The sequence below is a fragment of the Cellulomonas composti genome (genome assembly GCF_007990245.1).
Classification (GTDB): Bacteria; Actinomycetota; Actinomycetes; order Actinomycetales; family Cellulomonadaceae; genus Cellulomonas; species Cellulomonas composti.
The window spans coordinates 41,074-65,845 of record NZ_BJWG01000015.1 but is presented as its reverse complement, the minus strand read 5'-3'; the positions used below and the strand labels follow the sequence as shown (position 1 = coordinate 65,845).

At 72.8% G+C, this 24,772-nt stretch carries 23 protein-coding genes; 14 read left to right on the top strand and 9 right to left on the bottom strand.

What is annotated here, in order from left to right:
- Positions 1-12: 12 nt before the first annotated feature.
- From CCO02nite_RS14235 to CCO02nite_RS14220, 4 genes are all read right to left on the bottom strand, one after another.
- The gene (locus CCO02nite_RS14235; RefSeq protein ID WP_146843844.1) at positions 13-636 is read right to left on the bottom strand and encodes an EAL domain-containing protein; all 624 of its coding nucleotides are present in this window, start codon (positions 634-636) and stop codon (positions 13-15) included.
- A gap of 67 nt (positions 637-703) precedes the next feature.
- Positions 704-1,429 carry an EAL domain-containing protein gene (locus CCO02nite_RS14230; protein WP_146843843.1) on the bottom strand — a complete coding sequence of 242 codons (726 nt, stop codon included), beginning with the start codon at positions 1,427-1,429 and terminating at the stop codon, positions 704-706.
- A gap of 263 nt (positions 1,430-1,692) precedes the next feature.
- The gene (gene rpsT, locus CCO02nite_RS14225; protein WP_146843842.1) at positions 1,693-1,953 is read right to left on the bottom strand and encodes a 30S ribosomal protein S20; all 261 of its coding nucleotides are present in this window, start codon (positions 1,951-1,953) and stop codon (positions 1,693-1,695) included.
- Positions 1,954-2,205: 252 nt separating this feature from the next.
- Complete coding sequence (locus CCO02nite_RS14220; RefSeq protein ID WP_246117570.1) at positions 2,206-2,781, bottom strand: type II toxin-antitoxin system PemK/MazF family toxin; 576 nt, start codon at positions 2,779-2,781, stop codon at positions 2,206-2,208.
- A gap of 164 nt (positions 2,782-2,945) precedes the next feature.
- Here CCO02nite_RS14220 and CCO02nite_RS14215 point away from each other — a divergent pair, with 164 nt between their 5' ends.
- From CCO02nite_RS14215 to CCO02nite_RS14200, 4 genes are all read left to right on the top strand, one after another.
- Positions 2,946-4,535, top strand: coding sequence for a circularly permuted type 2 ATP-grasp protein (locus CCO02nite_RS14215; protein ID WP_146843840.1), 1,590 nt, complete (start codon positions 2,946-2,948; stop codon positions 4,533-4,535).
- Positions 4,529-5,458 (top strand): alpha-E domain-containing protein, encoded by a 930-nt coding sequence (locus tag CCO02nite_RS14210; RefSeq protein ID WP_146843839.1) that lies wholly within the window; start codon positions 4,529-4,531, stop codon positions 5,456-5,458. Before CCO02nite_RS14215 ends, CCO02nite_RS14210 begins: the two co-directional genes overlap by 7 nt.
- Entirely contained in the window at positions 5,455-6,294 is an 840-nt protein-coding gene (locus CCO02nite_RS14205; protein ID WP_146843838.1) for a transglutaminase family protein, read from the top strand. The genes CCO02nite_RS14210 and CCO02nite_RS14205 overlap by 4 nt, the downstream gene beginning before the upstream one ends.
- 263 nt (positions 6,295-6,557) lie before the next feature.
- A complete protein-coding gene (locus tag CCO02nite_RS14200; RefSeq protein ID WP_146843837.1) occupies positions 6,558-7,604 on the top strand; it encodes an IS110 family RNA-guided transposase in 1,047 nt (348 codons plus the stop codon).
- A gap of 43 nt (positions 7,605-7,647) precedes the next feature.
- Here CCO02nite_RS14200 and CCO02nite_RS14195 read toward each other — a convergent pair whose 3' ends face one another.
- A complete protein-coding gene (locus tag CCO02nite_RS14195; RefSeq protein ID WP_146843836.1) occupies positions 7,648-8,391 on the bottom strand; it encodes a maleylpyruvate isomerase family mycothiol-dependent enzyme in 744 nt (247 codons plus the stop codon).
- A 99-nt stretch (positions 8,392-8,490) separates the two neighbouring features.
- On the opposite strand from CCO02nite_RS14195, the gene lepA reads away from it, so the two are divergent.
- Positions 8,491-10,383, top strand: a complete 1,893-nt coding sequence (gene lepA, locus CCO02nite_RS14190; protein WP_146843835.1) for a translation elongation factor 4 — start codon at positions 8,491-8,493, stop codon at positions 10,381-10,383.
- Positions 10,384-10,393: 10 nt separating this feature from the next.
- Positions 10,394-11,632: a radical SAM family heme chaperone HemW gene (gene hemW, locus CCO02nite_RS14185; protein ID WP_146843834.1), complete on the top strand. Its 1,239-nt coding sequence runs from the start codon at positions 10,394-10,396 to the stop codon at positions 11,630-11,632.
- Positions 11,633-11,664: 32 nt separating this feature from the next.
- Here hemW and CCO02nite_RS14180 read toward each other — a convergent pair whose 3' ends face one another.
- Both CCO02nite_RS14180 and CCO02nite_RS14175 read right to left on the bottom strand, forming a co-directional pair.
- Positions 11,665-12,081: a DUF4870 domain-containing protein gene (locus tag CCO02nite_RS14180; RefSeq protein ID WP_146843833.1), complete on the bottom strand. Its 417-nt coding sequence runs from the start codon at positions 12,079-12,081 to the stop codon at positions 11,665-11,667.
- Positions 12,082-12,146: 65 nt separating this feature from the next.
- A complete protein-coding gene (locus CCO02nite_RS14175) occupies positions 12,147-12,902 on the bottom strand; it encodes a VIT1/CCC1 transporter family protein (protein WP_186812715.1) in 756 nt (251 codons plus the stop codon).
- A gap of 120 nt (positions 12,903-13,022) precedes the next feature.
- On the opposite strand from CCO02nite_RS14175, the gene CCO02nite_RS14170 reads away from it, so the two are divergent.
- Positions 13,023-13,931: a DUF7847 domain-containing protein gene (locus CCO02nite_RS14170; protein ID WP_146843831.1), complete on the top strand. Its 909-nt coding sequence runs from the start codon at positions 13,023-13,025 to the stop codon at positions 13,929-13,931.
- Between the two features lie 69 nt (positions 13,932-14,000).
- On the opposite strand, the gene CCO02nite_RS14165 is transcribed toward CCO02nite_RS14170, so the two are convergent.
- Positions 14,001-14,855, bottom strand: a complete 855-nt coding sequence (locus CCO02nite_RS14165; RefSeq protein WP_146843830.1) for a DUF3097 family protein — start codon at positions 14,853-14,855, stop codon at positions 14,001-14,003.
- Between the two features lie 206 nt (positions 14,856-15,061).
- Here CCO02nite_RS14165 and hrcA point away from each other — a divergent pair, with 206 nt between their 5' ends.
- The 3 genes from hrcA to CCO02nite_RS14150 are packed head-to-tail and all read left to right on the top strand — an operon-like array spanning position 15,062 to position 18,005.
- Positions 15,062-16,084, top strand: coding sequence for a heat-inducible transcriptional repressor HrcA (gene hrcA / locus CCO02nite_RS14160; RefSeq protein WP_146843829.1), 1,023 nt, complete (start codon positions 15,062-15,064; stop codon positions 16,082-16,084).
- A 34-nt stretch (positions 16,085-16,118) separates the two neighbouring features.
- The gene (dnaJ, locus tag CCO02nite_RS14155; RefSeq protein WP_146843828.1) at positions 16,119-17,246 is read left to right on the top strand and encodes a molecular chaperone DnaJ; all 1,128 of its coding nucleotides are present in this window, start codon (positions 16,119-16,121) and stop codon (positions 17,244-17,246) included.
- A complete protein-coding gene (locus tag CCO02nite_RS14150) occupies positions 17,247-18,005 on the top strand; it encodes a 16S rRNA (uracil(1498)-N(3))-methyltransferase (RefSeq protein ID WP_146843827.1) in 759 nt (252 codons plus the stop codon).
- A gap of 95 nt (positions 18,006-18,100) precedes the next feature.
- Here CCO02nite_RS14150 and ppdK read toward each other — a convergent pair whose 3' ends face one another.
- On the bottom strand, positions 18,101-20,806 hold the full coding sequence (ppdK, locus tag CCO02nite_RS14145; protein ID WP_146843826.1) for a pyruvate, phosphate dikinase: 2,706 nt from the start codon (positions 20,804-20,806) through the stop codon (positions 18,101-18,103).
- A gap of 209 nt (positions 20,807-21,015) precedes the next feature.
- Here ppdK and CCO02nite_RS14140 point away from each other — a divergent pair, with 209 nt between their 5' ends.
- From CCO02nite_RS14140 to era, 4 genes are read left to right on the top strand one after another with little or no spacing between them, the layout of a single operon-like run.
- Positions 21,016-22,011 carry a PhoH family protein gene (locus tag CCO02nite_RS14140; protein ID WP_146843825.1) on the top strand — a complete coding sequence of 332 codons (996 nt, stop codon included), beginning with the start codon at positions 21,016-21,018 and terminating at the stop codon, positions 22,009-22,011.
- Entirely contained in the window at positions 22,008-22,466 is a 459-nt protein-coding gene (ybeY, locus tag CCO02nite_RS14135; protein ID WP_146843824.1) for an rRNA maturation RNase YbeY, read from the top strand. Before CCO02nite_RS14140 ends, ybeY begins: the two co-directional genes overlap by 4 nt.
- 10 nt (positions 22,467-22,476) lie before the next feature.
- Positions 22,477-23,820: a hemolysin family protein gene (locus CCO02nite_RS14130; protein WP_146843823.1), complete on the top strand. Its 1,344-nt coding sequence runs from the start codon at positions 22,477-22,479 to the stop codon at positions 23,818-23,820.
- Positions 23,817-24,752: a GTPase Era gene (gene era, locus CCO02nite_RS14125; RefSeq protein ID WP_146843822.1), complete on the top strand. Its 936-nt coding sequence runs from the start codon at positions 23,817-23,819 to the stop codon at positions 24,750-24,752. The genes CCO02nite_RS14130 and era overlap by 4 nt, the downstream gene beginning before the upstream one ends.
- The last annotated feature ends 20 nt before the right edge of the window (positions 24,753-24,772 follow it).

Sequence of the window (24,772 nt, the reverse complement as noted above, 5' to 3'; positions counted from 1 at the left end):
GGTGGACGGGGTTCAGACGACCACGACGGCGGGGCCCAGGACGTCGCCCTGGAGGAGGTCGAAACCCCAGCGCTTGCAGCGCTCGACGAGCGCGCGATCGCTCACCCGCTCGGCGACGAGACGCGCACCGTCGCGGCGGGCGATCTCGATCAACGCGGTGCCGTGCTGCACGAGGTCGCGACAGTCGATCTTGACGTAGTCCGCGTAGGGCAGCATCGCGACCTGGTCGGCGCTCGCCGTGAAGTCGTCGATCGCGATCCGGTGACCGAGCGCGCGCAGCCGGCGCAGGCCCGCGAGCACCTCGGCGTCGGCCGGTACGTGCTCGAGCACCTCGAGCACGAGACGTGCGTGCGGCCGCGGGAACGCGCGTCGTTCCACCAGGAACGCACGCGTGATGTTGACGAACGAGCGGCCCGCCGTGTGGCGGGGTGCGAGCGTCTCGAGCACGGACAGCACCGATGCGGTGGCCTGCTCCTGACACGGCTCGGCCCACAGGTCCACGCCCGCGGGCGTCCCCGCGTGGTTGCGGTAGAGGTACTCGTACCCGTGCAGCGCACCGTCGACGTGCCAGATCGGCTGGCGGGCGACCGGCGGCAGTGCCGGGAGCCTGTGCGAGGGCGACGCGTGAGCGGTCACGCCGGATGAGAGGGCGTCGCGGGCTGTCCATGACGCGGTTTCGCGACGAGATCGCGCGCGGCGTCCCTCAGTGCTGGACGGGCCGGGCCTGCGCGCGGTCGACGACACCGGCCCGCTCGAGCAGGTTGCCCTGGAAGAGCGTGAAGCCGAGCTCGCGCGCGTGCAGCATGGTGTCGATCGCCTCGACGTACTCGGCGACGAGCGTCGCACCGTACGAGCGGGCAAGGGCGACGACGGGATGGCCCTCGACGTCGAGGTCACGGACGTCGATCTTCACGTAGTCGGCATGCGGCAGCATGCGGCGCTGGCCGGGGCTGCTGACGAAGGCAGGCAGTGCGATGCGGAAACCGTCCGCCCGCAGCCGACGCACGCCCGCGAGCGCGGCGGAGTCGATGGTCACCGAGTCCGGCACCTCGATGACGAGCCGGTCGGGACGAGAGGGGATCGACAGCTCACCGGTGAGGTGGGCGCGCGTGCACCGGACGAACAGCAGCCGGCCGTTCGCGGCCTGCTCGAGCTCGGTGCGCCCGAAGGTCGCGGAGAGCACGTGCGAGGTGGCCCGCTCGTGCTGGTGATCGCTCCAGCCGGTCGACGACAGGCGCTCGGCGCCCGGCGCCCGGTAGGAGAACTCGTAGGCGACGACGTGACCGGCCGCGCTGAAGATGCCCTGACGTCCGACGAGCACGGGCGACGCCGCCAGGTGCTCCGCCCATTCCTCGCGGAGCGAACCCGGGATCGCGTCGTCGACCGCCGCAGCAAGGAGCGACAGCCTCACGTCGTCGTCGGGCGTCATGCTCCTATGACACCACACCATGCTGGGCCTGCCAGTCGATACCGAGGGTGGTTTCGGCCGTGGCGTGGTCAAGAGCGGGTGAAGTCTGCGCGAGCGGGGAGAGCGGTCTCTCGACACCCTGGGACCGCGCACGGACGTGGACGGGTGTCCACGTCGGACCGTGCGCGAACGGCGTGGCGGCGTGCACCGGGAACGACGAAGGCGCCGCCCGGTACGGGCAGCGCCTTCGGTGGTGCAAGGGTCGGCTGGGCCGACACCGGAGATCAGAGCGCGTTGACGGACTTCGAGAGCGCCGACTTCTTGTTCGCGGCCTGGTTGGCGTGGATGACGCCCTTGGAGACGGCCTTGTCCAGCTTCTTCGACGCGGTACGCAGCGCGGTCTGCGCGGCCTCCTTGTCGCCGCCGGCGACGGCCTCGCGGACGCGACGCACGTGCGTCTTCAGCTCCGACTTGACCGACTTGTTGCGCAGGCGCGCCTTCTCGTTGGTCTTGATGCGCTTGATCTGGGACTTGATGTTCGCCACTGGTGGACTCTCTTGTGTGTTCGCCGAAGCGATCTGACAGGTCGTAGAGGGCGCGCGCAGCTCCGGGACTGGGGCGTGGGGACACCCGCGGGGAGGAGCTGGGCGAGTGCCCGCCGACCTGGGCGGACACGCGGTCGACCATGTTACCCGACGACGGGCGCCAGCCCCAACCCTGCTGGTCGATGGCTGGTCGATGGCTGGTCGGTGGCTGGTCGATGGCCGCCGGATGGCTGCCGGTGGCTCCTGGACGGGTCAGGTCGCGCGGCCGTGCAGCTCGACCAGCCGCTCGACGACCTGGTCGAACAGCGCCCGGTCGACGACGGCCCCCTCGCGCCGGATCGCGTCCGGCGCGAGCTGCAGCACGCGGTCGAGACGCACCTCGGAGTCGCGGCGCTTCGAGTCCCACGGGCCGGCGCCGATGTCCATCCACACGCGGCCGTGGCGGGCCTCACGCTCGGCGTTGCGGCTGTGGTCCTTGCTCGTGAGCATCAGAGCGAGTACCACGTCCTCGCCGTCGAAGTCGTCCCAGGCGACGACCAGCACGGGACGGTCCTTTCCTCGTGCGGGGTCCTCCTCGAACGGCACCCAGGTCCAGACGATCTCGCCCGGGTCGGCCGCGGCGTCCAGGTCCGGGCTGTACGAGGCGAGCAGCGCTCCGCTGTGGTCCGGGTACGCGACGTGGCGCGCGGGCGCCGGGACCCCCGCACCCGCGTGCCGCACGGCCCCGCCCGACCGGGTCGCGGCGTGGCGGCGCTTCGGCGCGAGCGCACGTGTGACGGCATCGGCGGCGCGACGCAGGAGATGGGACCAGGACGACGATGCGCTCACGCCCGGGAACCTACCGTCACCCACCCGCCGAGTGCTGGCGCCTTCGTCGGGGCGGGTCGGGCCGGCGCCCTCGTCGGCGCCCTCGTCGGGGAGTGTGGTGGGGGCGCGATCGCGGTGCGGCTTGCCGTAACGCGCTGTTGACATGGCGGCACTAGGTTCGGCTCATGGCGGACCTCTTCGACGACTACCCGGCGGGGACGGCCTGGGACGAGATGATCGACCCGGAGACGGGTCCGCGTTCGGCCTACCGTCGCGTGCATGCCGCGCTGGCGCAGCTCTCGGCGGGCGAGCTGCGGGGCCGGGCCGACGCGCTGGCGCGCTCCTACCTGGCGCAGGGCATCACGTTCGACTTCGCGGGCGAGGAGCGGCCGTTCCCGCTCGACGTCGTGCCCCGCGTGCTGGCGGGCGACGAGTGGGAGCACGTGGCCCCCGGCGTCGCGCAGCGTGTGCGGGCGCTCGAGGCCTTCCTCGACGACGTGTACGGCGCGCAGCGGGCCATCGCCGACGGGGTGCTGCCGCGCTCGGTCATCGTGTCCTCGACCCACTTCCACCGCGCGGTGCGCGGGATCCAGCCGCCCAACGGCGTGCGCGTGCACGTCTCGGGCATCGACCTCGTGCGGGACTCGCTCGGCGGGTGGCGCGTGCTCGAGGACAACGTGCGCGTCCCGAGCGGCGTCAGCTACGTGCTGTCCAACCGCCGCGCGATGGCTCAGTCCTTCCCGGAGCTGTTCGCGGCGCTGCGGATCCGCCCGGTCGCGGACTACCCGCGCCGGCTGCTCGCCGCGCTCACGGCGGCCGCGCCGTCCGGGGTCGACGACCCGACGGTCGTCGTGCTGACGCCCGGCGTCTACAACTCCGCCTACTACGAGCACTCGCTGCTCGCGCGCACGATGGGCGTCGAGCTGGTCGAGGGCCGCGACCTGTTCTGTGCGGGCGGCCGCGTCTGGATGCGCACGACGCAGGGCCGCCGGCGGGTCGACGTGATCTACCGCCGCGTCGACGACGAGTTCCTCGACCCGGTCACCTTCCGGTCCGACTCGCTGCTCGGCAGCCCCGGCCTGATCACGTGCGCGCGCAACGGCACGGTGACCATCGCGAACGCGGTGGGCAACGGCGTCGCCGACGACAAGCTCGTCTACACCTACGTGCCCGACCTCATCCGCTACTACCTGAGCGAGGAGCCGATCCTGTCGAACGTCGACACCTGGCGCCTCGAGGAGCCCGGCGCGCTCGAGGAGGTCCTCGACCGCCTCGACGAGCTCGTGGTCAAGCCCGTCGACGGCTCGGGCGGCAAGGGCCTGGTCGTCGGGCCCGCGGCGTCGACGGCGGAGCTCGCCGAGCTGCGGGCGCGACTGCGCGCCGACCCGCGCGGTTGGATCGCGCAACCCGTCGTGCAGCTCTCGACGGTGCCGACGCTCGTCGAGGACGGCCTGCGGCCGCGGCACACGGACCTGCGGCCGTTCGCGGTGAACGACGGCAACGACATCTGGGTGCTGCCGGGCGGCCTGACGCGCGTCGCGCTCCCCGAGGGCCGCCTCGTCGTGAACTCGTCGCAGGGCGGCGGGTCCAAGGACACGTGGGTGCTGGGCGGCAGGCCGCCGCGCCGCGCGAGCGCCCCCTCGCTCGCGCAGCCCGTGCCGGTCGACAACGCGGTGCCGATCGAGGCCAACCCGCAGGACCTGCGGGTGCACGCGATGCAGCAGCAGCAGACGTCGCTGGACGCGCCGACCGGGACGGAGGTGCCCTCGTGCTGAGCCGGATCGCCGAGTCGCTGTTCTGGATCGGTCGCTACGTGGAGCGGGCCGACGACACCGCGCGGCTGCTCGACGTCCACCTGCAGATCCTCCTCGAGGACCCGTGGGCCGAGGAGGACTCGGCCTGCCGCTCCCTGCTGTCGGTGATGGACCGCCCCGCGCCGGCGCCGCAGGTGCAGGTCGGTCGCGTGGCGGTGCTCGACATGCTGGCGTACGACCGGATGGCGCAGTCCTCGATCGCGGGTGCGCTCGTCGCGGCGCGCGAGAACGCCCGGCGGGCGCGCGAGATCATCTCGACCGAGCTGTGGGAGTGCCTCAACACCACCTGGAACCAGCTGCCGTCGCACATGCGCCCGGCGCGCCCGCACGACTACTTCACGTGGGTCCGCGAGCGTGCGGCCGTCGTCGCGGGGATCACCGACGCGACGATGTCGCGCGACGACACGTGGGCGTTCCTCGTGCTCGGGCGCTCGATCGAGCGCGCCGACATGACGGCCCGCCTCATCACGACGCGCGCGCTCGCGGGTTCCGCCGGCCCCGGCTGGACCACGCTGCTGCGCTCGTGCGGTGCGCACGAGGCGTTCCTGCGCACCTACCGCGGGATGGCGTCCGACGAACGTGCCGCGGGCTTCCTGCTCACCGACCGGCTGTTCCCGCGCTCGATCGTCGCCGCGCTGAACCAGGCCGAGGCGAGCCTGGCGGCGCTCGAGCCGGTGGCGGACCGCGCGACGGTCGACGACGCACGCCGGCACATCGGCCTCGTGCGCACCAACCTCGAGTACCGCCCGCTGGCGGACATCCTCGACGCGCTGCCGCAGGAGATGGAGCAGGTCCAGCGGGCCTGCTCGGCGGCCTCCGACGCGGTCCGCGGCCGCTACTTCCCGTCCGCCGCCACGACGACCTGGACCGGGGAGAACCTGTGACGCGACTGCACGTGGTCCACACCTCCGCCTTCCGCTACGACGCGCCGGTGCTCGCGTCCTACAACGAGGCGCGCATGACGCCGGTCTCGCAGGCCGGGCAGACGGTCGTCTCGTCGCGGCTCGACGTCCAGCCGCACACGTGGGCGCACCACTACGTCGACTACTGGGGCACGGCCGTGACGGCGTTCGAGGTGCTCGCGCCGCACCAGGCGATGGTGCTGACGGCCGAGCACGTCGTCGACGTGGACGAGCCCGCCGCCCTGTCGGTCGAGCTCGACTGGGCGGCCCTGGACGCGAGCGCGTCGTACGACGAGACCGCGGAGTTCCTGTCGGACACCCCGACGACCGAGGCGCCCGACGAGGTCGCGGCGCTCGCGCGCGAAGCCGTCGCGGGCCTCGAACCCGCCGCGGCGGCCGTCGCGGTGTGCCTCGCGCTGCGCGATCGGCTCGACTACATCCCGGGGGTCACGACGGTGCACACGCCCGCGTCGGAGGCGTGGTCGGCGCGCGCGGGCGTCTGCCAGGACATCGCGCACCTCGCGCTCGGCGCGCTGCGCTCGGTGGGCATCCCCGCGCGGTACGTCTCGGGCTACCTGCACCCGTGGAGCGGCGGCGAGATCGGCGAGACCGTCTCGGGCGAGTCGCACGCGTGGGTCGAGTGGTGGGTCGGGGAGTGGGTGGCGTACGACCCGACGAACCGCCAGCCGGCCGGTTCGCACCACGTGGTGCTCGCGCGCGGACGTTCGTACGACGACGTCGCGCCGCTGCGCGGCATCTACGCGGGCTCCGGGACGCAGGAGCTCGACGTCGAGGTGCGCATCACGCGCGAGGCCTGACTGTGAGGATCTCGACGCAGCCTTGATGGATGCGGTGGGCTGTGGTCGGTGGCTGCGCGTGTGACCCTTGGCCTGACTGGCTTTGTGCCTTTGAGGGGACTTGTCCGCGCGTGGTTGCCGGCCCCGGCCCGACCGGAGTTGCTGGCCTGATCAGGAGCTTGACCGTTCCTCGGTAGGCGCCGAGGAACGTGTCCCGTCACAGTCCTGCCGTCTCCGACCGGACCGGGAACCTACGTTTCCCCGGTTCCAAGGAGATGAACGCGATGCCCAGTCTGGCCGAAGTCGTCGATGTCGTCATCGGGGTCGACACCCACAAGCACACCCACACCGCCGCGGTCGTGGACGCGAGCACCGGCGGGCTGCTCGCCGAGCTGACCGCGCCCACCGACCCGGGCGGCTACCAGCAGCTGCTCGACCTCGCCCGCCAGCACGGCGCGCGGGCGTGGGCGTTGGAAGGCGCCGGCGGCTACGGCGCCGGCCTGGCACGGCACCTGGTCGCCGCCGGTGAGCAGGTCATCGAGCTGGACCGCCCCGCCCGGGCGCCGCGCCGCCACGGCGCCAAGTCCGACTCGCTGGACGCCGCGCGCGCCGCCCGTGAGGCACTCGGGCGCTCGCACCTGGCGCAGGTCAAATCCGACGGTCCGCGCGCCCAGCTGGCCGCGCTGATGGCCGCCCGCCGCTCCGCGGTCGAGGCTGCCACGCTCGCGCAACGTCAGCTGCACGCCCTGGTGATCGCCGCCCCCGAGACGCTGCGGGCGATGTTCCGCGGCCAGTCCACGACAGCGATGACCACGACCGCGACCCGACTGCGCACTCGGGCCAGCTGGGACGCGCACACCGTCACGACCGCCACCGTGCTGCGCGCCCTGGCCAGGCGAACCACCGCCCTGCAACGCGAGGCCCGCGACCACGAGCACGCCATGGCCACGATCGTGCGCGCCTGGCGCCCCGACCTGCTCGAGCAGCCCGGCATCGGGACGATCGTCGCCGCGCAGGTCCTGATCTGCTGGTCGCACCCCGGACGGATCCGTTCCGAGGCCGCGTTCGCGATGCTCGCCGGCACCGCACCGATCCCCGCCTCCTCGGGCCTGCGCACCCGCCACCGGCTCAACCGCTCCGGGGACCGGCAACTCAACCGCGCCCTGCACGTCGTGGCCCTCTCGCGGACCCGCTACGACGAGCGCACCAGCGACTACGTCGAACGCCGCCGAGCCCAAGGCAAGACCGACCGCGAGATCCGCCGCTGCCTCAAGCGCTACATCGCCCGCGACCTGTTCCGCCAACTCGAACACGGCGCGCTACCGGCTTGACGATCCATAGGAGCGTCCCCGGCCCGCCCGGGCCGGGTGCCCGTCACGGCGTGAGGTGTTCCGCGAGCGCGCGATCGAGCGCGTCCTGCTCACCCGTGATGCGCAGCTCGTCGGCGTCGGGCGTGAGTCGGCCCCACAGCAGGAGCGCGAGCTCACGTGCGGGTCCGGTCACGGCGACGAGGGGTTCGTCGTCGGCCACGGCGTCGTCCGCGTCGTCGGCCGCGGCGCCGGATGCGGTCCCCAGGACCCAGGTGCGGTCGGTGTCCGATGCGCGCAGCGCCACCGTGAACGGCAGCGGCTCCATGCGCCCCAGCGCGACCTGGCGTGGCTGCATCACCGTCACGACCTCGTCCACGGTGTCTGACCACACCTCGGGCGCCGCGACCACGTCGAGCCCCGACGACGCGCGCAGGTCCCACAGGTGCACGAGCGTCTCGTGCAGCTGACGGCGTCGCCACCAGGACGCGGGACCGGTACCGACGAGCGTCCACGCCTCCCGGTCGCCGAGCCTCGCGAGCGCGTCGCGGACCTCTGCGGCGTACGTCGCGTAGAACTCGTCGAGCACGAACGGGCCGCGCCCGAGCGGGGTTTCGTGCTGCTTGGCCGCCTGGGCCGCGGCCCAGTGGTGCACCCGGCCCAGGTGCTCGACGAGGTGGCGCACGCGCCAGCGCCCGCACCACGGGATCGGGGTGACGGGGTCGACCTCGCCGATCGACGACAGGAACGTCGCCTGCGTCGAGGTCAGCGCGGCGAGGTGGTCGAGCGCGTGGGGTGCGGCCTGCGTCATGGGACCATGGTGGGGCCGTGCGTCCCGTCAGACGAGGGACCCGGCTGCCGAACCTTGCTCGACATCCCGCCAGACCATCAGAACCGGAGCACCCACCGCGTGTCCCCGATCCCGAGTGCCGCCGCGGCCGCGCGCATCGCGCCCGCCGCCACCGCGCCCGAGCTCCTGCGCAACTTCTGCATCATCGCGCACATCGACCACGGCAAGTCGACGCTGGCCGACCGCATGCTGCAGCTCACGGGCGTCGTCGACGCCAGGGCCATGCGCGCGCAGTACCTGGACCGGATGGACATCGAGCGCGAGCGCGGCATCACGATCAAGTCGCAGGCCGTGCGCATGCCGTGGTCCGTCGTCGGGCCCGAGGGCGAGAGCACGGCGTACGCGCTCAACATGATCGACACCCCGGGCCACGTGGACTTCACGTACGAGGTCTCGCGCTCGCTCGCGGCGTGCGAGGGCGCGGTGCTGCTGGTCGACGCGGCACAGGGCATCGAGGCGCAGACGCTCGCCAACCTCTACCTGGCGCTCGAGAACGACCTGCAGATCATCCCGGTGCTCAACAAGATCGACCTGCCCGCGGCGCAGCCGGAGAAGTACGCGGACGAGATCGCGGGTCTGGTCGGCGGCGACCCGGCCGACGTCATGCGGGTCTCGGGCAAGACGGGCGAGGGCGTCGAGGCGCTGCTGAACCGGATCGTCGAGCTGATCCCGTCGCCGGTCGGCGACGCCGCGGCACCCGCGCGCGCCATGATCTTCGACTCGGTGTACGACACCTACCGCGGCGTCGTCACCTACGTGCGCGTGATCGACGGCAGCCTCAACCCGCGCGAGCGCATCGCGATGATGTCGACGAAGGCGACGCACGAGCTCCTCGAGATCGGCGTCATCAGCCCCGAGCCGATCCCGACGAAGGGGCTCGGCGTCGGCGAGGTGGGCTACCTCATCACGGGCGTGAAGGACGTGCGGCAGTCGAAGGTCGGTGACACCGTCACCAACGCGGCCAAGCCGGCGACCACCGCGCTGGGCGGCTACTCGGACCCCAAGCCGATGGTCTTCTCGGGCCTGTACCCGATCGACGGCTCCGACTACCCGGCGCTGCGGGACGCGCTCGACAAGCTCAAGCTCAACGACGCGGCGCTCAACTACGAGCCCGAGACCTCGGTCGCGCTCGGCTTCGGGTTCCGGGTCGGCTTCCTCGGGCTGCTGCACCTCGAGATCATCCGTGAGCGGCTCGAGCGCGAGTTCGACCTGGACCTCATCTCGACCGCACCGAACGTCGTCTACGACGTCGTGATGGAGGACCGCACCCAGGTGCACGTCACCAACCCGAGCGAGTTCCCGGGCGGCAAGATCCGCGAGGTCCGCGAGCCGGTGGTCAAGGCGACGATCCTCGCGCCGAGCGAGTTCGTCGGCGCGATCATGGAGCTCTGCCAGACCAAGCGCGGCGACCTGCTGGGGATGGACTACCTGTCCGAGGAACGCGTCGAGATGCGCTACACGCTGCCGCTCGCGGAGATCGTGTTCGACTTCTTCGACCAGCTCAAGTCCCGCACGCGCGGCTACGCGAGCCTGGACTACGAGCCCACGGGCGAGCAGACGGCCGATCTCGTCAAGGTCGACATCCTGCTGCAGGGCGAGCAGGTCGACGCCTTCAGCGCGATCGCGCACAAGGACAAGGCGTACGCGTACGGCGTGATGATGACGGCCAAGCTCAAGGAGCTCATCCCGCGTCAGCAGTTCGAGGTGCCGATCCAGGCGGCCATCGGAAGCCGCGTGATCGCGCGCGAGACGATCCGCGCGATCCGCAAGGACGTGCTCGCCAAGTGCTACGGCGGCGACATCACGCGTAAGCGCAAGCTGCTCGAGAAGCAGAAGGAGGGCAAGAAGCGGATGAAGACGATCGGTCGGGTCGACGTCCCGCAGGAGGCCTTCATCGCCGCACTCTCGTCGGACGCCGCCGCGCCCAAGGACAAGGACGCCAAGAAGAAGTGAGCCGCCCCGCGTGAGCCCGGCCCTGCCCGACGGTGACGAGGCGCCCGACGACGGCGCCCTGCCGTCGTCGGTGGTCGCGGGCGCCGACGGTCGTGCGTTCGGCGTCTACCTGCACGTGCCGTTCTGCACCGTGCGCTGCGGGTACTGCGACTTCAACACCTACACGTCCGTCGAGCTCGGCGGCGGCGCGAGCCAGGCGTCGTACGCCTCGACGGCGCGTCGCGAGGTCGACCTCGCGGCCCGCGTCCTGCGCGATGCCGGCCTGCCCGCGCGGCCCGTCTCGACCGTCTTCGTCGGCGGCGGCACCCCCACCGTGCTGCCGGCCGACGACCTCGTCGGGATGCTCGCCGCCGTGCGGGACGCGTGGGGCCTGTCCGACGACGTCGAGGTGACGACCGAGGCGAACCCCGACTCCGTGACGCCGGACTCGCTGGCCGCGCTCGCGGCGGGCGGGTTCACGCGCGTCTCGTTCGGCATGCAGTCCGCCGTGGGGCACGTGCTGCGCACGCTCGAGCGCACGCACGACCCGGCGCGCATCCCCGACGTGGTCCGGTGGGCGCGCGAGGCCGGGCTCGACGTCTCGCTGGACCTGATCTACGGCACGCCGGGGGAGAGCCTGGAGGACTGGCGGAGGTCGCTCGAGGGTGCGCTCGCGACGGGCGTCGACCACGTCTCGGCGTACGCGCTCGTCGTCGAGGCGGGCACCAGGATGGCCGCGCAGGTGCGCCGCGGTGAGCTCGCGCTGCCGGACGGCGACGACCAGGCGGCCAAGTACGAGCTCGCCGACGACCTGCTGACGTCGGCCGGGCTCCACTGGTACGAGGTCTCGAACTGGGCGCGCGGCGCGCAGCACGCATGCCGGCACAACCTCGCCTACTGGCGCGGTGACGACTGGTGGGGGATCGGTCCGGGCGCGCACTCGCACGTCGGCGGCGTGCGCTGGTGGAACGTCAAGCACCCCCGCGCGTACGCGGCACGGCTCGAGCAAGGGCTCAGCCCGGCGGCAGGCCGGGAGGTCCTGGACGACGAGGCGGCCGCGCTCGAGCGGCTCATGCTCCACGTCCGGCTCGCCGGCGGGATGCCGCTGGCGGAGATGACGTCCGACGAGCGCGAGCGCGTCGCGGTGCTCGTCGCGGACGGGCTCGTCGACGGGCGGGTCCTGCTCGCCGAGCGCCGGCTGGTGCTGACCCGGCGGGGGCGGCTGCTGGCCGACCTCGCGGTGCGCACGCTGGCCGGCTTCGGCGGCTGACCAGCCCCGGACCGGTCAGCCGCGGCGCCGGATCACTTGACGAAGCGGATGCTCACCGGGTAGCGGTACCACTCGAACCGGCTCGAGGCGACGGCCGCCACGATCTGGAGGACCAGCGCGGCGATCCCCGCGACGATCAGGATCAGGAAGCCGATGAGCACGATCGTGAGGATCGATCCCACGACGTAGGCGATGAGCAGCGTGAGCTGGAAGTTGAGCGACTCCTTGGACTGGTCCTCCAGGTACTGACCGCGTCCCTTGAACACGAGCCAGATCACCAGCGGCGCGAGGAAGCCGGCGACGAACGGGAGCAGGTGACCGAGGATCGCCCAGGTCTTCTCCTCGTCGGGCCGCAGCGGCGGCGGCGGCGCGAACTGCGGAACGGGCTGGCCCGACGGGCTTCCCGGCGGCTGGCCCCAGGGGGCGTCTGGCGGAGGAGTGTCGCTCATCAGGTCTCCCGGAGCTCGAAGGTCGGCGGGTCCATTGTGCCCGTCCGGTGCCCGTCCGGTGCCGATCAGCTCCCGAGATCGAGGTCGAGATCGACCTCGGCCTCGCTGAGGTCGAGCATCGACCCGGCCGCGATCGTCACGAGCATCGCCGCGACGCCGATCGAGACGGTGCGCAGCACGGCGCGCGCGACCGGCACACGGCCGACGCGAGCGGCGACGGTCGCGCTGACGGCGAGGGCCACGACGACCGCGACGAGCGTGAGAGCGACGCGCAGGGCCGGCGGTGCGATCGCGGCGACGAGCACCGGGACGAGCGCGCCGGCCGCGAACGCCGCACCGGTCCGCAGCGCGGCGTGCCACGGCGGGACCGGCGGTACGAGCGCGTCGAGGCGGTACTCCGCGTCGAGCTGCGCGGCGAGCGCGTCGTGCGCGCTGAGCTGCGCGGCCACCTGGTCCGCGAGCTCGATGTCGAGCCCCTTGGCGCGGTAGATCGCCGCGAGCTCGGCCTGCTCGGCGGTCGGGTCCGCGTCGATCCGGGCGCGTTCGGCGGCCACGATCGCCTCGTGCGCGTCGCGTTCGCCCGACGCCTCGGCGTACCGGATCCCGCCGACCGTGACGAGCCCGACCAGGAGCGTCGCCGCGCCGGCCACGAGGATCACCCCGGCACCCGCATTCGCCTGCGCCACGCCCTCGACCATGCCGGCGGCGGCGATCAGCCCGTCGTTCACGTCGATCAGGAGCGCACGGCGCGCCTCACCTGCGGGGTGCGCGTCGGTGTCGTCCGCGGTCGCGGGAAGGGGCGTGCGCTCGGCGTCGTGCACGATCGCAGGCTAGAGGATCACCCGTTCTGTATTCACGATTCCGCCACATGTCCTTGACACCGGCCACCCGCTTCGGTTCGCTCACCACTGGGCGATCACGCCCCGAACTGGGAGGAACGCATGAGCGAGAACCCGGGCACTACGCCCGCGGGCGAGGGCCAGGACCCGCAGGTCCCACCGACGACCCCCGACCCGACACCGGCCTCGGCCGTCCCGCCCGAGCCCGCGCCGCCGGCCGCGCCCGGCTACCCGCCCGCCGGCTCCTACCCCCCGCCGGGTGACTACCCGCCGCCGGGCGCCCACCCAGCCGGCGCGTACGAGCAGCCAGGCGGCTCGGGCGTGGACGTCATGGCGGCGTTCACCTGGGGCTGGAAGAAGTTCACCGAGAACGCCGGGCCCATCGTGCTCGCCGTGCTCGGCTACGTCGTCGGCCTCGGCGTCATCATCGGCATCTGGTACGCCATCATGGCGGCGGTGCTGCTGGGTGCGTCGGACGACCTCACCATCGACGCGAACGGCAACATCCACGGCGGCGGCCCGAGCATGTTCGCCACGCTGTTCTTCGTCGCCCTGATGGCGCTGGTGGTCACCCTGCTCGTGTCGGTGTTCCAGGCCGGCTTCATCCAGGGCGCCCTGCGTATCAGCCAGGGTGAGAAGCTCACGGTGGACGCGTTCTTCAAGTTCAAGAACCTCTCGGCCGTCATCCTGGCCTCGCTGCTCGTCGGCGTGCTGGCCGCCATCGGCTACGCGCTGTGCTACCTGCCGGGCATCGTGTTCATGTTCTTCGCGATGTTCACGATGTACTACGTCGTCGACCGGGGCCTGGGCGCCGTCGACGCGCTGAAGGCCAGCTTCCAGCTGGTCTCGAAGAACGCGGTCACCGTGCTGCTGCTGTTCCTGGGCATCGCGGTCGTCACGTTCGTCGGCGGACTGGTGTGCTTCGTCGGCACGCTCGTCGCGCTGCCGCTCGCGCTGCTGGCACAGACGTACGTCTACCGCCGGCTCAACAACGAGCCCGTCGTCGACTGACGCCGACGCGATCGCACCACGACGGCCTCCGCGCGCTCGCGCGGGGGCCGTCGTGCGTCGCGGACCCGCTCAGGCGGTGACGAAGTCGATGAGCTCCTCGACGCGGCCCAGGAGCGCCGGCTCGAGGTCGGCGTAGGAGCGCACGGAGCGCAGGATGCGCTGCCACGCGCGCGCGACGTCCGCCTGCTCGTCGGCGGGCCAACCGAGCTCGCGCAGGATCCCGCGCTTCCACTCCGTGCCGCGCTCGATCGTCGGCCACGCCGTCAGGCCCACCCGCTGGGGCCGGACGGCCTGCCAGACGTCGACGTAGGGGTGCCCGAGCACGAGGACGGTGCCGGCGGGTGCGACCCGCAGCGCGTCGGCCGCGATCCGGCTCTCCTTGGAGCCGGGCACCAGGTGGTCGACGAGCACGCCGACGCGGCGGCCCGGCTCCGGGGCGAACGCGCGCAGCTCGTCGACCAGATGGTCGACGCCCTCGAGCAGCTCGACGACGACGCCCTCGACGCGCAGGTCGTCGCCCCAGACCTTCTCGACGAGCTCGGCGTCGTGCTTGCCCTCGACCCAGATGCGGCTGCCGCGCGCGACCCGGGCGCGGGCCCCCGCGACGGCGCGCGAGCCGGATGCGGTGCGCGTGGGGGCCGCCGGCGCCGCGACGACGGGCGCGGTCAGGACGACGGGCTCGCCGTCGACCCAGAACCCGGGACCCAGCGGGAACGTGCGGGTCCGGCCGCGGCGGTCCTCGAGGACCACGACGTGCACGCCGCCCGACTTCTCGACGCGGACCACCGCTCCGACCCATCCGGTGGTGACGTCCTCGACGACCAGGCCGCGTTCGGCCGGTGCGGGCCGCGAGGTGCGGGGCGCCCGGTGGTGCACGCTCGGGCTGCCGGCCAGCACGTCGGGGCCGTAGCGGTCCGTGTCCACCCAGAGCTCCCCGTTCGTCGTGCGGTGCGTCGTGCGCGGGCGCGTCCCGCGTGCGTCACCCTAGGCAGGGGGTCCGACGAGGTCGCCGACGCCACGCCGTCGGCTCGGAGTCCCTCGGGAACGCCGGGTTAGGATTGGCACTCGGACAGTTCGAGTGCTACCCGCGGCGGAGCCGCGTGGACCGAGACGATCGCGAGGAGGGACCGATGAGCGACGACCGCCGGCTCGACGTGCTGCGCGCGATCGTGCAGGACTACGTCGCGACGCGGGAACCCGTCGGCTCGCGCGCACTCGTCGAGCGGCACTCGCTCGGGGTCTCGCCCGCCACGATCCGCAACGACATGGCGGTGCTCGAGGAGGGCGGCTACATCGCGCAGCCGCACACGTCGGCGGGCCGGGTACCCACCGACAAGGGCTACCGCGTCTTCGTCGACCGGCTCACGGACGTCAAGCCGCTGTCCCCGCCCGAGAAGCGCGCCATCGCGGCCTTCCTGGAGGACGCGGTCGACCTCGACGACGTCGTCGACCGCTCGGTGCGGCTGCTCGCGCAGCTCACGCAGCAGGTCGCGGTCGTGCAGTACCCGTCGCTGCGACGCTCGGCGCTGCGGCACATCGAGCTCGTCCCGGTCGGTCTGCGGCACCTGCTCGTCGTGCTCATCACGGACACCGGACGCGTCGAGCAGCGCACGCTCGAGCTCGATCGGGACCTGGACGTCGACGTGGTGCACCGCCTGCGTGCGGTGCTCAACGCAGCCGCGTCGGGCCGCCGGCTGCCGGACCTGGAGCCTGCGCTCAGCGGCCTGGTCGAGGCGTTCGAGCCCACGTACGCGGACCTGGTGCGCGCGGTCGTCGCGGCGGTCGAGGAGACGCTCGCGCAGGAGGCGGAGGAACGCGTCGTGCTCGCGGGCACCGCGAACCTCGCGCGGACCGGCGTCGTCGACTTCGCGCACAGCATCGGCCCGGTGCTGGAGGCGCTCGAGGAGCAGATGGTGCTGCTGCGGCTGCTCGGCGAGATGGCCGAGGACGCCGCGAGCGTCTCGGTGCGCATCGGCCGCGAGAACCAGCACGACGGCCTCGTCGAGACGAGCGTCATCACCAGCGGCTACGGCGACGAGAGCGGCACGGTCGCCCGTGTCGGCGTCGTCGGGCCGCTGCGCATGGACTACCCGGGAACCATGTCGTCGGTGCGCGCCGTCGCCCGGTACATGACCCGGTTCCTGGCCGGATGACGGCCACGACCCCGCCCGCGAGGAGCACCTACCTGTGACGGACTACTACGAGGTCCTCGGCGTCCCGCGCGACGCCAGCCCCGAGCAGATCAAGAAGGCCTACCGCCGCCTGGCGCGCGAGAACCACCCCGACGTGGCCGGCGGCGAGCCCGGGGCCGAGGACCGCTTCAAGGACGTCTCGCGCGCCTACGACGTGCTCGGCAACCCCGACAAGCGGCGCCAGTACGACCTCGGCGGCGACCCGGCCTCGCCCGGTGGCGGCGCGGGCGGCGGGTTCGGCTTCCAGGACATCTTCGAGACGTTCTTCGGTGCCGCCGCGGGCGCCCAGCAGCAGCGCGGGCCGATGCCGCGTGCGCGCCGGGGCCAGGACGCGCTCGTGCGCATCGACCTCGACCTCGCCGACGTCACCTTCGGCACCCACCGCGACGTGCCGGTCGACACCGCGGTCGCGTGCCCGACGTGCGGCGGCACCTGCTGCCGCCCCGGCACCACGCCGCGCACATGCGAGATCTGTCACGGTCGCGGCGTCGTGCAGCGCGTCGCGCGCTCGTTCCTCGGCCAGGTGATGACGACGCAGCCGTGCGCCGCGTGCCACGGCTTCGGGACGACGATCCCCGAACCCTGCCCCGAGTGCTCCGGCGAGGGCCGGGTGCGCTCGCGGCGCACGCTGTCGGTCGACGTGCCGGCGGGCGTCGAGAACGGCAACCGCATCAAGCTCACGGGCCAGGGCGAGGTCGGCCCGGCCGGCGGTCCGGCGGGCGACGTGTACCTCGAGGTGCGCGAGCGCCGGCACGAGACGTTCGTGCGCGAGGGCGACGACCTGCACGTCACGCTCGAGGTGCCGATGACGGCGGCCGCGCTCGGCACCGTGCTCACGCTCGACACGCTCGACGGTCCGCAGGAGGTCGACCTGCGCCCCGGTACCCAGCCCGAGCAGGTCGTCACGGTCAAGGGCCTGGGCGTCGGCCGGCTGCACGTCGGCGGCCGCGGCGACCTGCACGTGCACGTCGACGTCCAGGTGCCCCTCGACCTCGACGACGAGCAGGCAACGCTGCTGCGGCGCCTGGCCGAGCTGCGCGGGGAGGAGCGCCCCGAGGCGCGGCTCGCCGCGCACCACCATGGCGTCTTCGGCAAGCTGCGCGACAAGCTCTCGGGCCGCTGAGTGACCGCCCCGGTGTTCGTGGTCGACGAGGGTCGGCTCGAGGGGCTGCTGCCGGGCGGGACGTTCCTGCTCGACGGCACCGAGGGTCGTCACGCCGGCGTCGTGCAGCGTCGCGGCGTGGGCGAACGGGTCGACGTCGTCGACGGTGCGGGCGTGCGGCTGCACGCGACCGTCGGTGCGGTGGGGGAGCAGGGCGTCACGCTGCACGTGCTCGACGTCGTGCACGAGCCCGCTCCGACGCCCGCGCTGGTGCTCGTGCAGGCGCTCGCCAAGGGTGATCGCGACGAGCAGGCGATCGAGGCTGCCACCGAGGTCGGCGTCGACGCGGTGGTGCCGTGGCAGGCGGAGCGCTCGATCGTCGTGTGGCGGGGCGACCGCGCGGCCCGCAGCCGGGCACGTTGGCTCGCGACCGTGCGCGCCGCCGCGAAGCAGTCGCGTCGCGCGCGGGTGCCCGACGTGGACGTCGCGGTCACGACGAAGGAGCTCGCGGCGCGCACCGCCGCGACGACCGCCGCCGGGGGCGTCGTGATCGTGCTGCACGAGGACGCCGCCGGGCCGCTCGCGCAGGTCGTGCTGCCGGCCGCGGGCGAGGTCCTCGTGGTCGTCGGACCCGAGGGCGGGATCGGCGACGACGAGCTCGCGAGGCTCGTCGAGGCGGGGGCGACGACCGCACGGCTGGGACCCCACGTGCTGCGGACCTCGACCGCCGGGCCGGTCGCGCTCGCGCTGCTGTGCGAGCGCCTCGGCCGCTGGGCCTGAGCACGCCGGAGGCCGCGCACGCCGGAGGCCGCGCACGCCGGAGGCCGCGCACGCGCCCGGGAGGACGGGGCGCGGCCCCTCGCTGCGTCCGGACGTCAGCGGGTGTCGCCGCCGGACTCGACCGCGGCGCGGCCGGCCTCGAGCCGGGCGACCGGGACGCGGAACGGCGAGCAGGACACGTAGTCCAGCCCGGCGGCGTGGAAGAACCGGATCGACTCCGGGTCGCCGCCGTGCTCGCCGCAGACGCCGATCTTGAGGCCGGGCCGGCTCTGGCGGCCCTCCTCGACGGCGATCGTCACGAGGCGACCGACGCCCCGCTCGTCGATCGTCTCGAACGGCGACACCGACAGGACGCCGTTCGCGGCGTACTGCGCGAAGAACGCACCCTCGACGTCGTCACGCGAGAAGCCCCACGTGGTCTGCGTCAGGTCGTTCGTGCCGAAGGAGAAGAACTGCGCCTCCTCGGCGATCCGGCCCGCGGTGAGCGCCGCACGCGGCAGCTCGATCATGACGCCGACCGGCATCGTGAGGTCCTGTCCGGTCTCCTCGGTGACCTCGGCCATGATCCGCAGCGCCTCCTCGCGGACCAGGTGGAGCTCCTGCACCGACCCGACGAGCGGCACCATGATCTCGGGCTTCGGGTCCATGCCGCCCGCGAGCAGGCGCGCGGTGGCCTCGCAGACCGCACGGATCTGCAGCGCGAACAGGCCCGGGATGACCAGTCCGAGCCGCACCCCGCGCAGGCCGAGCATCGGGTTGGCCTCGTGCATGCGCCGGACCGCGCCGAGCAGCCGCACGTCGTGCGGGTCCTCCTCGCCGCGGGCCGCCGCGAGCGCGACGCGCACCGACAGCTCGGTGAGGTCGGGCAGGAACTCGTGCAGCGGCGGGTCGAGCAGCCGGATCGTCGTCGGCAGCCCGTCCATCTCGGTCAGCAGGCCGACGAAGTCCTCGCGCTGGACCGGCAGCAGGGCGTCGAGTGCCGCCTGGCGCTCGGCGTCGTCCACCGCGAGCACGACGTGCTCGACGAGCACGCGCCGTTCGCCGAGGAACATGTGCTCGGTCCGGCACAGGCCGATGCCCTGCGCGCCGAGCTGACGGGCCCGAGCGGCGTCCTCCGGGGTGTCCGCGTTGGCGTGCACCCGCAGCCGACGCGTGACGTCGGCGTGGGTGAGGATCCGGTCGACCGCCTCGACCAGCTCGCGCGTCTCGTCGTCGATCGCCTCCGCGAGCGCTACCTCGAGGCCGTCCTCGAGGTAGCGGCTGACGGGGGAGGCCATCACGGGCACCTCGCCGAGGAAGATCTCGCCCGACGAGCCGTCGATCGCGATGAGGTCGCCCTCGTGCACCGTGTGTCCGGCGACCCGCATCGAGCGCGTCGGCAGGTCGATGTCGAGCGCGTCGGCGCCGCACACGCACGTGCGACCCATGCCGCGCGCGACCACGGCCGCGTGCGAGGTCTTGCCGCCGCGGGCAGTCAGGACGCCGACGGCCGCGATCATGCCGCCGAGGTCGTCGGGGTTGGTCTCGCGCCGCACCAGGATGACGTCCTTGCCGTCCGCCGCCCAGTCCTGCGCGGTCTGTGCGTCGAACACCGCCATGCCGACCGCCGCCCCGGGGGAGGCCGCCATGCCCTTGGCGAGGAACGTGCGGTCGCCGTCGGGCGAGAACTGCGGGAACAGGAGCTGGGAGAGCTGGGCACCCGTGACGCGCGAGAGCGCCTCGTCCATCGTGATGAGGTTCTCGTCGACGAGCTGCACCGCGACGCGGAACGCCGCCGGCGCGGTGCGCTTGCCGACGCGCGTCTGCAGCATCCACAGCTTGCCGCGCTCGACCGTGAACTCGATGTCGCACAGGTCGCGGTAGTGCGTCTCGAGCTGGCGCATGGCCCGCCGCAGGTCCCCGTACGCCTCGGGGTCGAGACGCTCGAGCTCGGTGAGGCCGTGGGTGTTGCGGATGCCGGCCACGACGTCCTCGCCCTGCGCGTTGGACAGGTAGTCGCCGTACACGCCGGACCGGCCGGTCGCGGGGTCGCGCGTGAACGCGACGCCGGTGCCGGAGGTGGCACCGAGGTTGCCGAACACCATCGCGCAGATGTTGACGGCGGTGCCCAGGTCGTCGGAGATGCGCTCCTTGCGGCGGTACAGCCGCGCGCGCTCGGTGTTCCACGAGTCGAACACGGCCGAGATCGCCAGGTCGAGCTGCTCGCGCGGCGACTGCGGGAAGTCGCGACCGGTCTGGTCGCGGACGATCTCCTTGTACGTGTCGACGAGACCGCGCAGGTCGTCGGTGCCGAGCTCGATGTCGCTCGCGACGCCGCGTGCGGCCTTCGCCTTGTCGAGCGCGTCCGCGAACTCCTCGCCCGCGATGCCGAGCACCGTGCGGCCGAACATCTGGACGAGGCGGCGGTAGGAGTCCCACGCGAAGCGCTCGTCGCCCGTGAACTCCGCCAGGCCGTGCACGGTGAGGTCGTTGAGGCCGACGTCGAGAACGGTCTCCATCATGCCGGGCATCGAGAACTTCGCGCCCGAGCGCACCGAGACCAGCAGCGGGTCGGCCGGGTCGCCGAAGTGCCGCGACATCGCGTCCTCGAGGCGGCGCATGGCCATGGTCACCTCGACGCGCAGCTCGGGCGGCACCTCGCCGTCGCGCATGTACTCGCGGCACGCCTGCGTCGTGATCGTGAAGCCGGGCGGCACCGGCAGCCCCAGCCGCGTCATCTCCGCCAGGCCGGCACCCTTGCCGCCCAGCAGGTCCTTGGCATCCTTGTCGCCCTCGGCGAAGTCCCACACGTAGCCAGCCACGCTGCCCACCTCCGTGCCGGGCGTCGTCGTCCGGCTCGATCGAGCGGCCGGGCCCCGTTGCCCGGTCGACACCGTCAGTCTCGCCCCCTATCGAGGCGGCCTCCACAGGACCATGGTCCGGCTCACCTGGCCTCGGACGGACTACCGCGGCCCCGCGAGGCCGCGGGCCGACCCGGGGCCGACCCGGGCAGCGACGTAGACTCATCGGGATGGCCGAGACGAATCCAGCCCCGCGGGCGGCGCATGCCCGCGTCGAGCACCGCATCCTGGTCCCTGCCGACGTCTCGATGGTCGAGCTGCTCGGGCTGCGCGACGAGGTGCTCCTGGCGATCGAGCGCGGTTTCGTCGGCGTCGACGTGCACGTACGGGGCAACCAGGTCACGCTCGTCGGCCCGGCCGGTGACGTCGCGCTCGCGGCGCGCCTGGTCGACGAGCTGGTCGACATGACGGCGGCCGGCACGCCGCTGAGCCCGGACGTCGTGACGCGCTCGATCGCGATGCTGACGGCCGACACGGGCGCACGTCCGGCCGACGTGCTCACGTTCAACATCCTCTCGACGCGCGGGCGCACGATCCGGCCCAAGACCTCGGGGCAGAAGGAGTACGTCGACGCGATCGACCGCAACACCGTCACGTTCGGGATCGGTCCCGCGGGCACGGGCAAGACGTACCTCGCGATGGCCAAGGCGGTCCAGGCGCTGCAGGCGCGCCAGATCAACCGCATCGTGCTCACACGCCCGGCCGTCGAGGCCGGTGAGCGGCTCGGCTTCCTGCCCGGCACGCTGTCCGAGAAGATCGACCCGTACCTGCGACCGCTGTACGACGCACTGCACGACATGGTGGACCCCGAGTCGATCCCGCGGCTGCTCGAGGCGGGCACGATCGAGGTCGCGCCGCTCGCCTACATGCGCGGTCGCACGCTCAACGACTCGTTCATCGTGCTGGACGAGGCGCAGAACACGACCGTCGAGCAGATGAAGATGTTCCTCACGCGCCTCGGCTTCGGCTCGAAGGTCGTCGTGACCGGTGACGTCACGCAGGTCGACCTGCCGGGTGGCACGACGTCGGGGCTGCGCGTCGTCGAGCAGATCCTGGGCGACGTCGACGACGTCGCGTTCTGCCGGCTCACGTCGTCGGACGTGGTGCGGCACCGGCTCGTCGGGGACATCATCGACGCCTACTCGCGATGGGACGGACGGCAGTGAGCATCGAGGTCAACAACGAGTCCGGGTACCAGGTCGACGAGGCCGAGTTCGCGGCGCTCGCGCAGTTCGTGCTCGACCAGATGCACGTGCACCCGCAGACGGACCTGTCGGTCATGCTCGTCGGGACCGACGTGATGACGGACCTGCACGTCAAGTGGATGGACGAGCCGGGCCCCACGGACGTGCTCTCGTTCCCCATGGACGAGCTGCGTCCGGGCCGCGCGGGCGAGGTGACCCCACCGGGCCTGCTCGGCGACGTCGTGCTGTGCCCCGAGGTCGCCGCGCAGCAGGCGGTGGCGGCCGGGCACTCGACCGTCGAGGAGCTGCTCCTGCTGACGACGCACGGCATCCTGCACCTGCTCGGCTTCGACCACGCGGAGCCCGAGGAGGAGAAGGAGATGTTCGCGCTGCAGCGCCGCCTCCTGCTCACGTTCCTCGCCGGGCGCGCGTCCTGAGCGGCGCCGCGTGAACGACGTACCGGTCGCGCTGCTCGTCGCGGTCGCGCTGCTCGGCATCGCCGCAGCCGCGATGTTCTCCGCGGGTGAGGTCGCGGTGCTGCGCGTCCCGCGCGCCGCCGTGACCGAGCTCGTCGCGCAGCGCCACCCGGCCGCGGTGCGCGTGCAGCGGCTCACCGAGCACCCGCAGCGGGTCGCCTCCGCCGCCGCGTTCGCGCGCCTGCTGGCCGAGATGGTCGCGACCGTGTGCCTGACGATCACGGTCGCCGCGACCGACCTGCCGTGGTGGGGCGTGCTGCTCGCCGCGACCGTGCTGTGCGCGCTCGTCGCGTTCCTGCTCGTGCGGCTGAGCCCGCGCACGATCGGCCGCCGGCACCCCGTCGGCACGCTCACGCGGCTGGCCAGGCCGCTGTCGTGGGTCGTCGCGCTCGCGGGGCCGGTCGGGCACGCGACGCCGTCCGCCCGGGGCGTGACCGACGAGGACGAGGACGAGCTGCGGGACATGGTGCAGCGCGTCAGCGAGTCCGAGGCGATCGAGGACGACGAGCGCGAGATGTTCCGCTCGGTGCTCGAGCTGGGCGACACGATCACGCGCGAGGTCATGGTCCCGCGGACCGACATGGTCACGACCCACGAGGACACCCCGCTGCGCAAGGTGCTCTCGCTCCTGCTGCGCTCGGGGTTCTCGCGCGTGCCCGTCGTCGGCGACTCGGTCGACGACGTGCGGGGCGTGCTCTACCTCAAGGACCTGGTCCGCCGGCTGCCCACGGGCGCGTCCGACGACGACGAGGGCGTGCTCGACCTGCCGGCGGTCGCGCTCGTGCGCCCCGCGGTGTTCGTCCCCGAGTCCAAGCCCGTAGACGACCTGCTGCGCGAGCTGCAGGACGGCGCCTCGCACCTCGCGCTCGTCGTGGACGAGTACGGCGGCATCTCGGGTCTGGTGACGATCGAGGACGCGCTCGAGGAGATCGTCGGTGAGCTCACCGACGAGCACGACCCGAGCGCCCCGACGATCGAGGACCTCGGTGACGGCACGTACCGTGTCCCTGCGCGGCTGGGGCGCGACGAGCTCGGCGAGCTGTTCGGGCTCGAGGTCGACGACGAGGACGTCGACAGCGCCGGCGGCCTGCTCGCCAAGGCACTGGGCAAGGTTCCGCTACCCGGTTCGCAGGGCGACATCCACGGTCTGCACCTGCAGGCCGAACGTGTCGAGGGCCGTCGCCGGCGGCTCGCGACCCTGCTGGTCCGCCAGACCACCCCGGCAGAGCACGACGACGAGCACGAAGGCACCCCGCAGTCCGCGGCCGCCGACCGGCACCGCACCCGACGCGACGACCACGGAGCACGCACATGACCCCCACCCCCGCACCCGCCGGCTTCCGGTCGGGCTTCGCGTGCTTCGTCGGCCGGCCGAACGCGGGCAAGTCGACGCTCACGAACGCGCTCGTCGGGCAGAAGGTCGCGATCACGTCGGGCCGCCCGCAGACCACGCGGCACGCGGTGCGGGGCATCGTGCACCGCGCCGACGCGCAGCTCGTGCTCGTCGACACCCCCGGACTGCACCGGCCGCGCACGCTGCTCGGCGAGCGGCTCAACGCGCTGGTCAAGGACACGCTCTCCGAGGTCGACGTCGTCGGGTTCTGCCTGCCCGCGGACCAGAAGGTCGGACCGGGTGACCGGTTCATCGCGGAGCAGCTCACCGAGCTCGCGCGCGGCGGCGTGAGCACGCCGGTCGTCGCGGTCGTGACCAAGGCCGACCTCGTGCCCAAGCAGCGGATGCTCGAGCACCTGCTCACGGTCGAGCAGCTCGGCGGGTGGGCGGACATCGTCCCGGTCTCCGCGCTCGGCGGGTACCAGGTCGACACGCTCGCCGACGTGCTCGTCGGGCACCTGCCGGAGGGTCCCGCGCTGTACCCGGACGGTGAGCTCACGGACGAGCCCGACGAGGTCATGGTCGCCGAGCTCGTGCGCGAGGCCGCGCTCGAGGGCGTGCGCGACGAGCTGCCGCACTCCCTGGCGGTCGTCGTCGACGAGATCGTGCCGCGCGAGCAGACATCGCCCGACTCACCCCCCATGCTGGACGTGCGGGTGCACCTGTTCGTCGAGCGCGACAGCCAGAAGGCGATCGTGATCGGCAAGGGCGGCGCCCGCCTGCGGGACGTCGGCAGCCAGGCGCGCCGCGGCATCGAGGCGCTGCTCGGCTCGCGTGTCTACCTCGACCTGCACGTGAAGGTCGCCAAGGACTGGCAACGTGATCCGAAGCAGCTCGGCCGGCTCGGGTTCTAGGTCAGGTTCTGGGAGGGAAC

Bases quoted from the DNA above. Each gene is read 5' to 3' on its own strand.
- CCO02nite_RS14200 (WP_146843837.1), top strand. From the start codon at position 6,558: ATGCCCAGTCTGGCCGAAGTCGTCGATGTCGTCATCGGGGTCGACACC.
- CCO02nite_RS14195 (WP_146843836.1), bottom strand. From the start codon at position 8,391: ATGACGCAGGCCGCACCCCACGCGCTCGACCACCTCGCCGCGCTGACC.
- hrcA (WP_146843829.1), top strand. From the start codon at position 15,062: ATGAGCGACGACCGCCGGCTCGACGTGCTGCGCGCGATCGTGCAGGAC.
- CCO02nite_RS14215 (WP_146843840.1), top strand. From the start codon at position 2,946: ATGGCGGACCTCTTCGACGACTACCCGGCGGGGACGGCCTGGGACGAG.
- CCO02nite_RS14170 (WP_146843831.1), top strand. From the start codon at position 13,023: ATGAGCGAGAACCCGGGCACTACGCCCGCGGGCGAGGGCCAGGACCCG.
- era (WP_146843822.1), top strand. From the start codon at position 23,817: ATGACCCCCACCCCCGCACCCGCCGGCTTCCGGTCGGGCTTCGCGTGC.
- CCO02nite_RS14230 (WP_146843843.1), bottom strand. From the start codon at position 1,429: ATGACGCCCGACGACGACGTGAGGCTGTCGCTCCTTGCTGCGGCGGTC.
- CCO02nite_RS14140 (WP_146843825.1), top strand. From the start codon at position 21,016: ATGGCCGAGACGAATCCAGCCCCGCGGGCGGCGCATGCCCGCGTCGAG.
- CCO02nite_RS14180 (WP_146843833.1), bottom strand. From the start codon at position 12,081: ATGAGCGACACTCCTCCGCCAGACGCCCCCTGGGGCCAGCCGCCGGGA.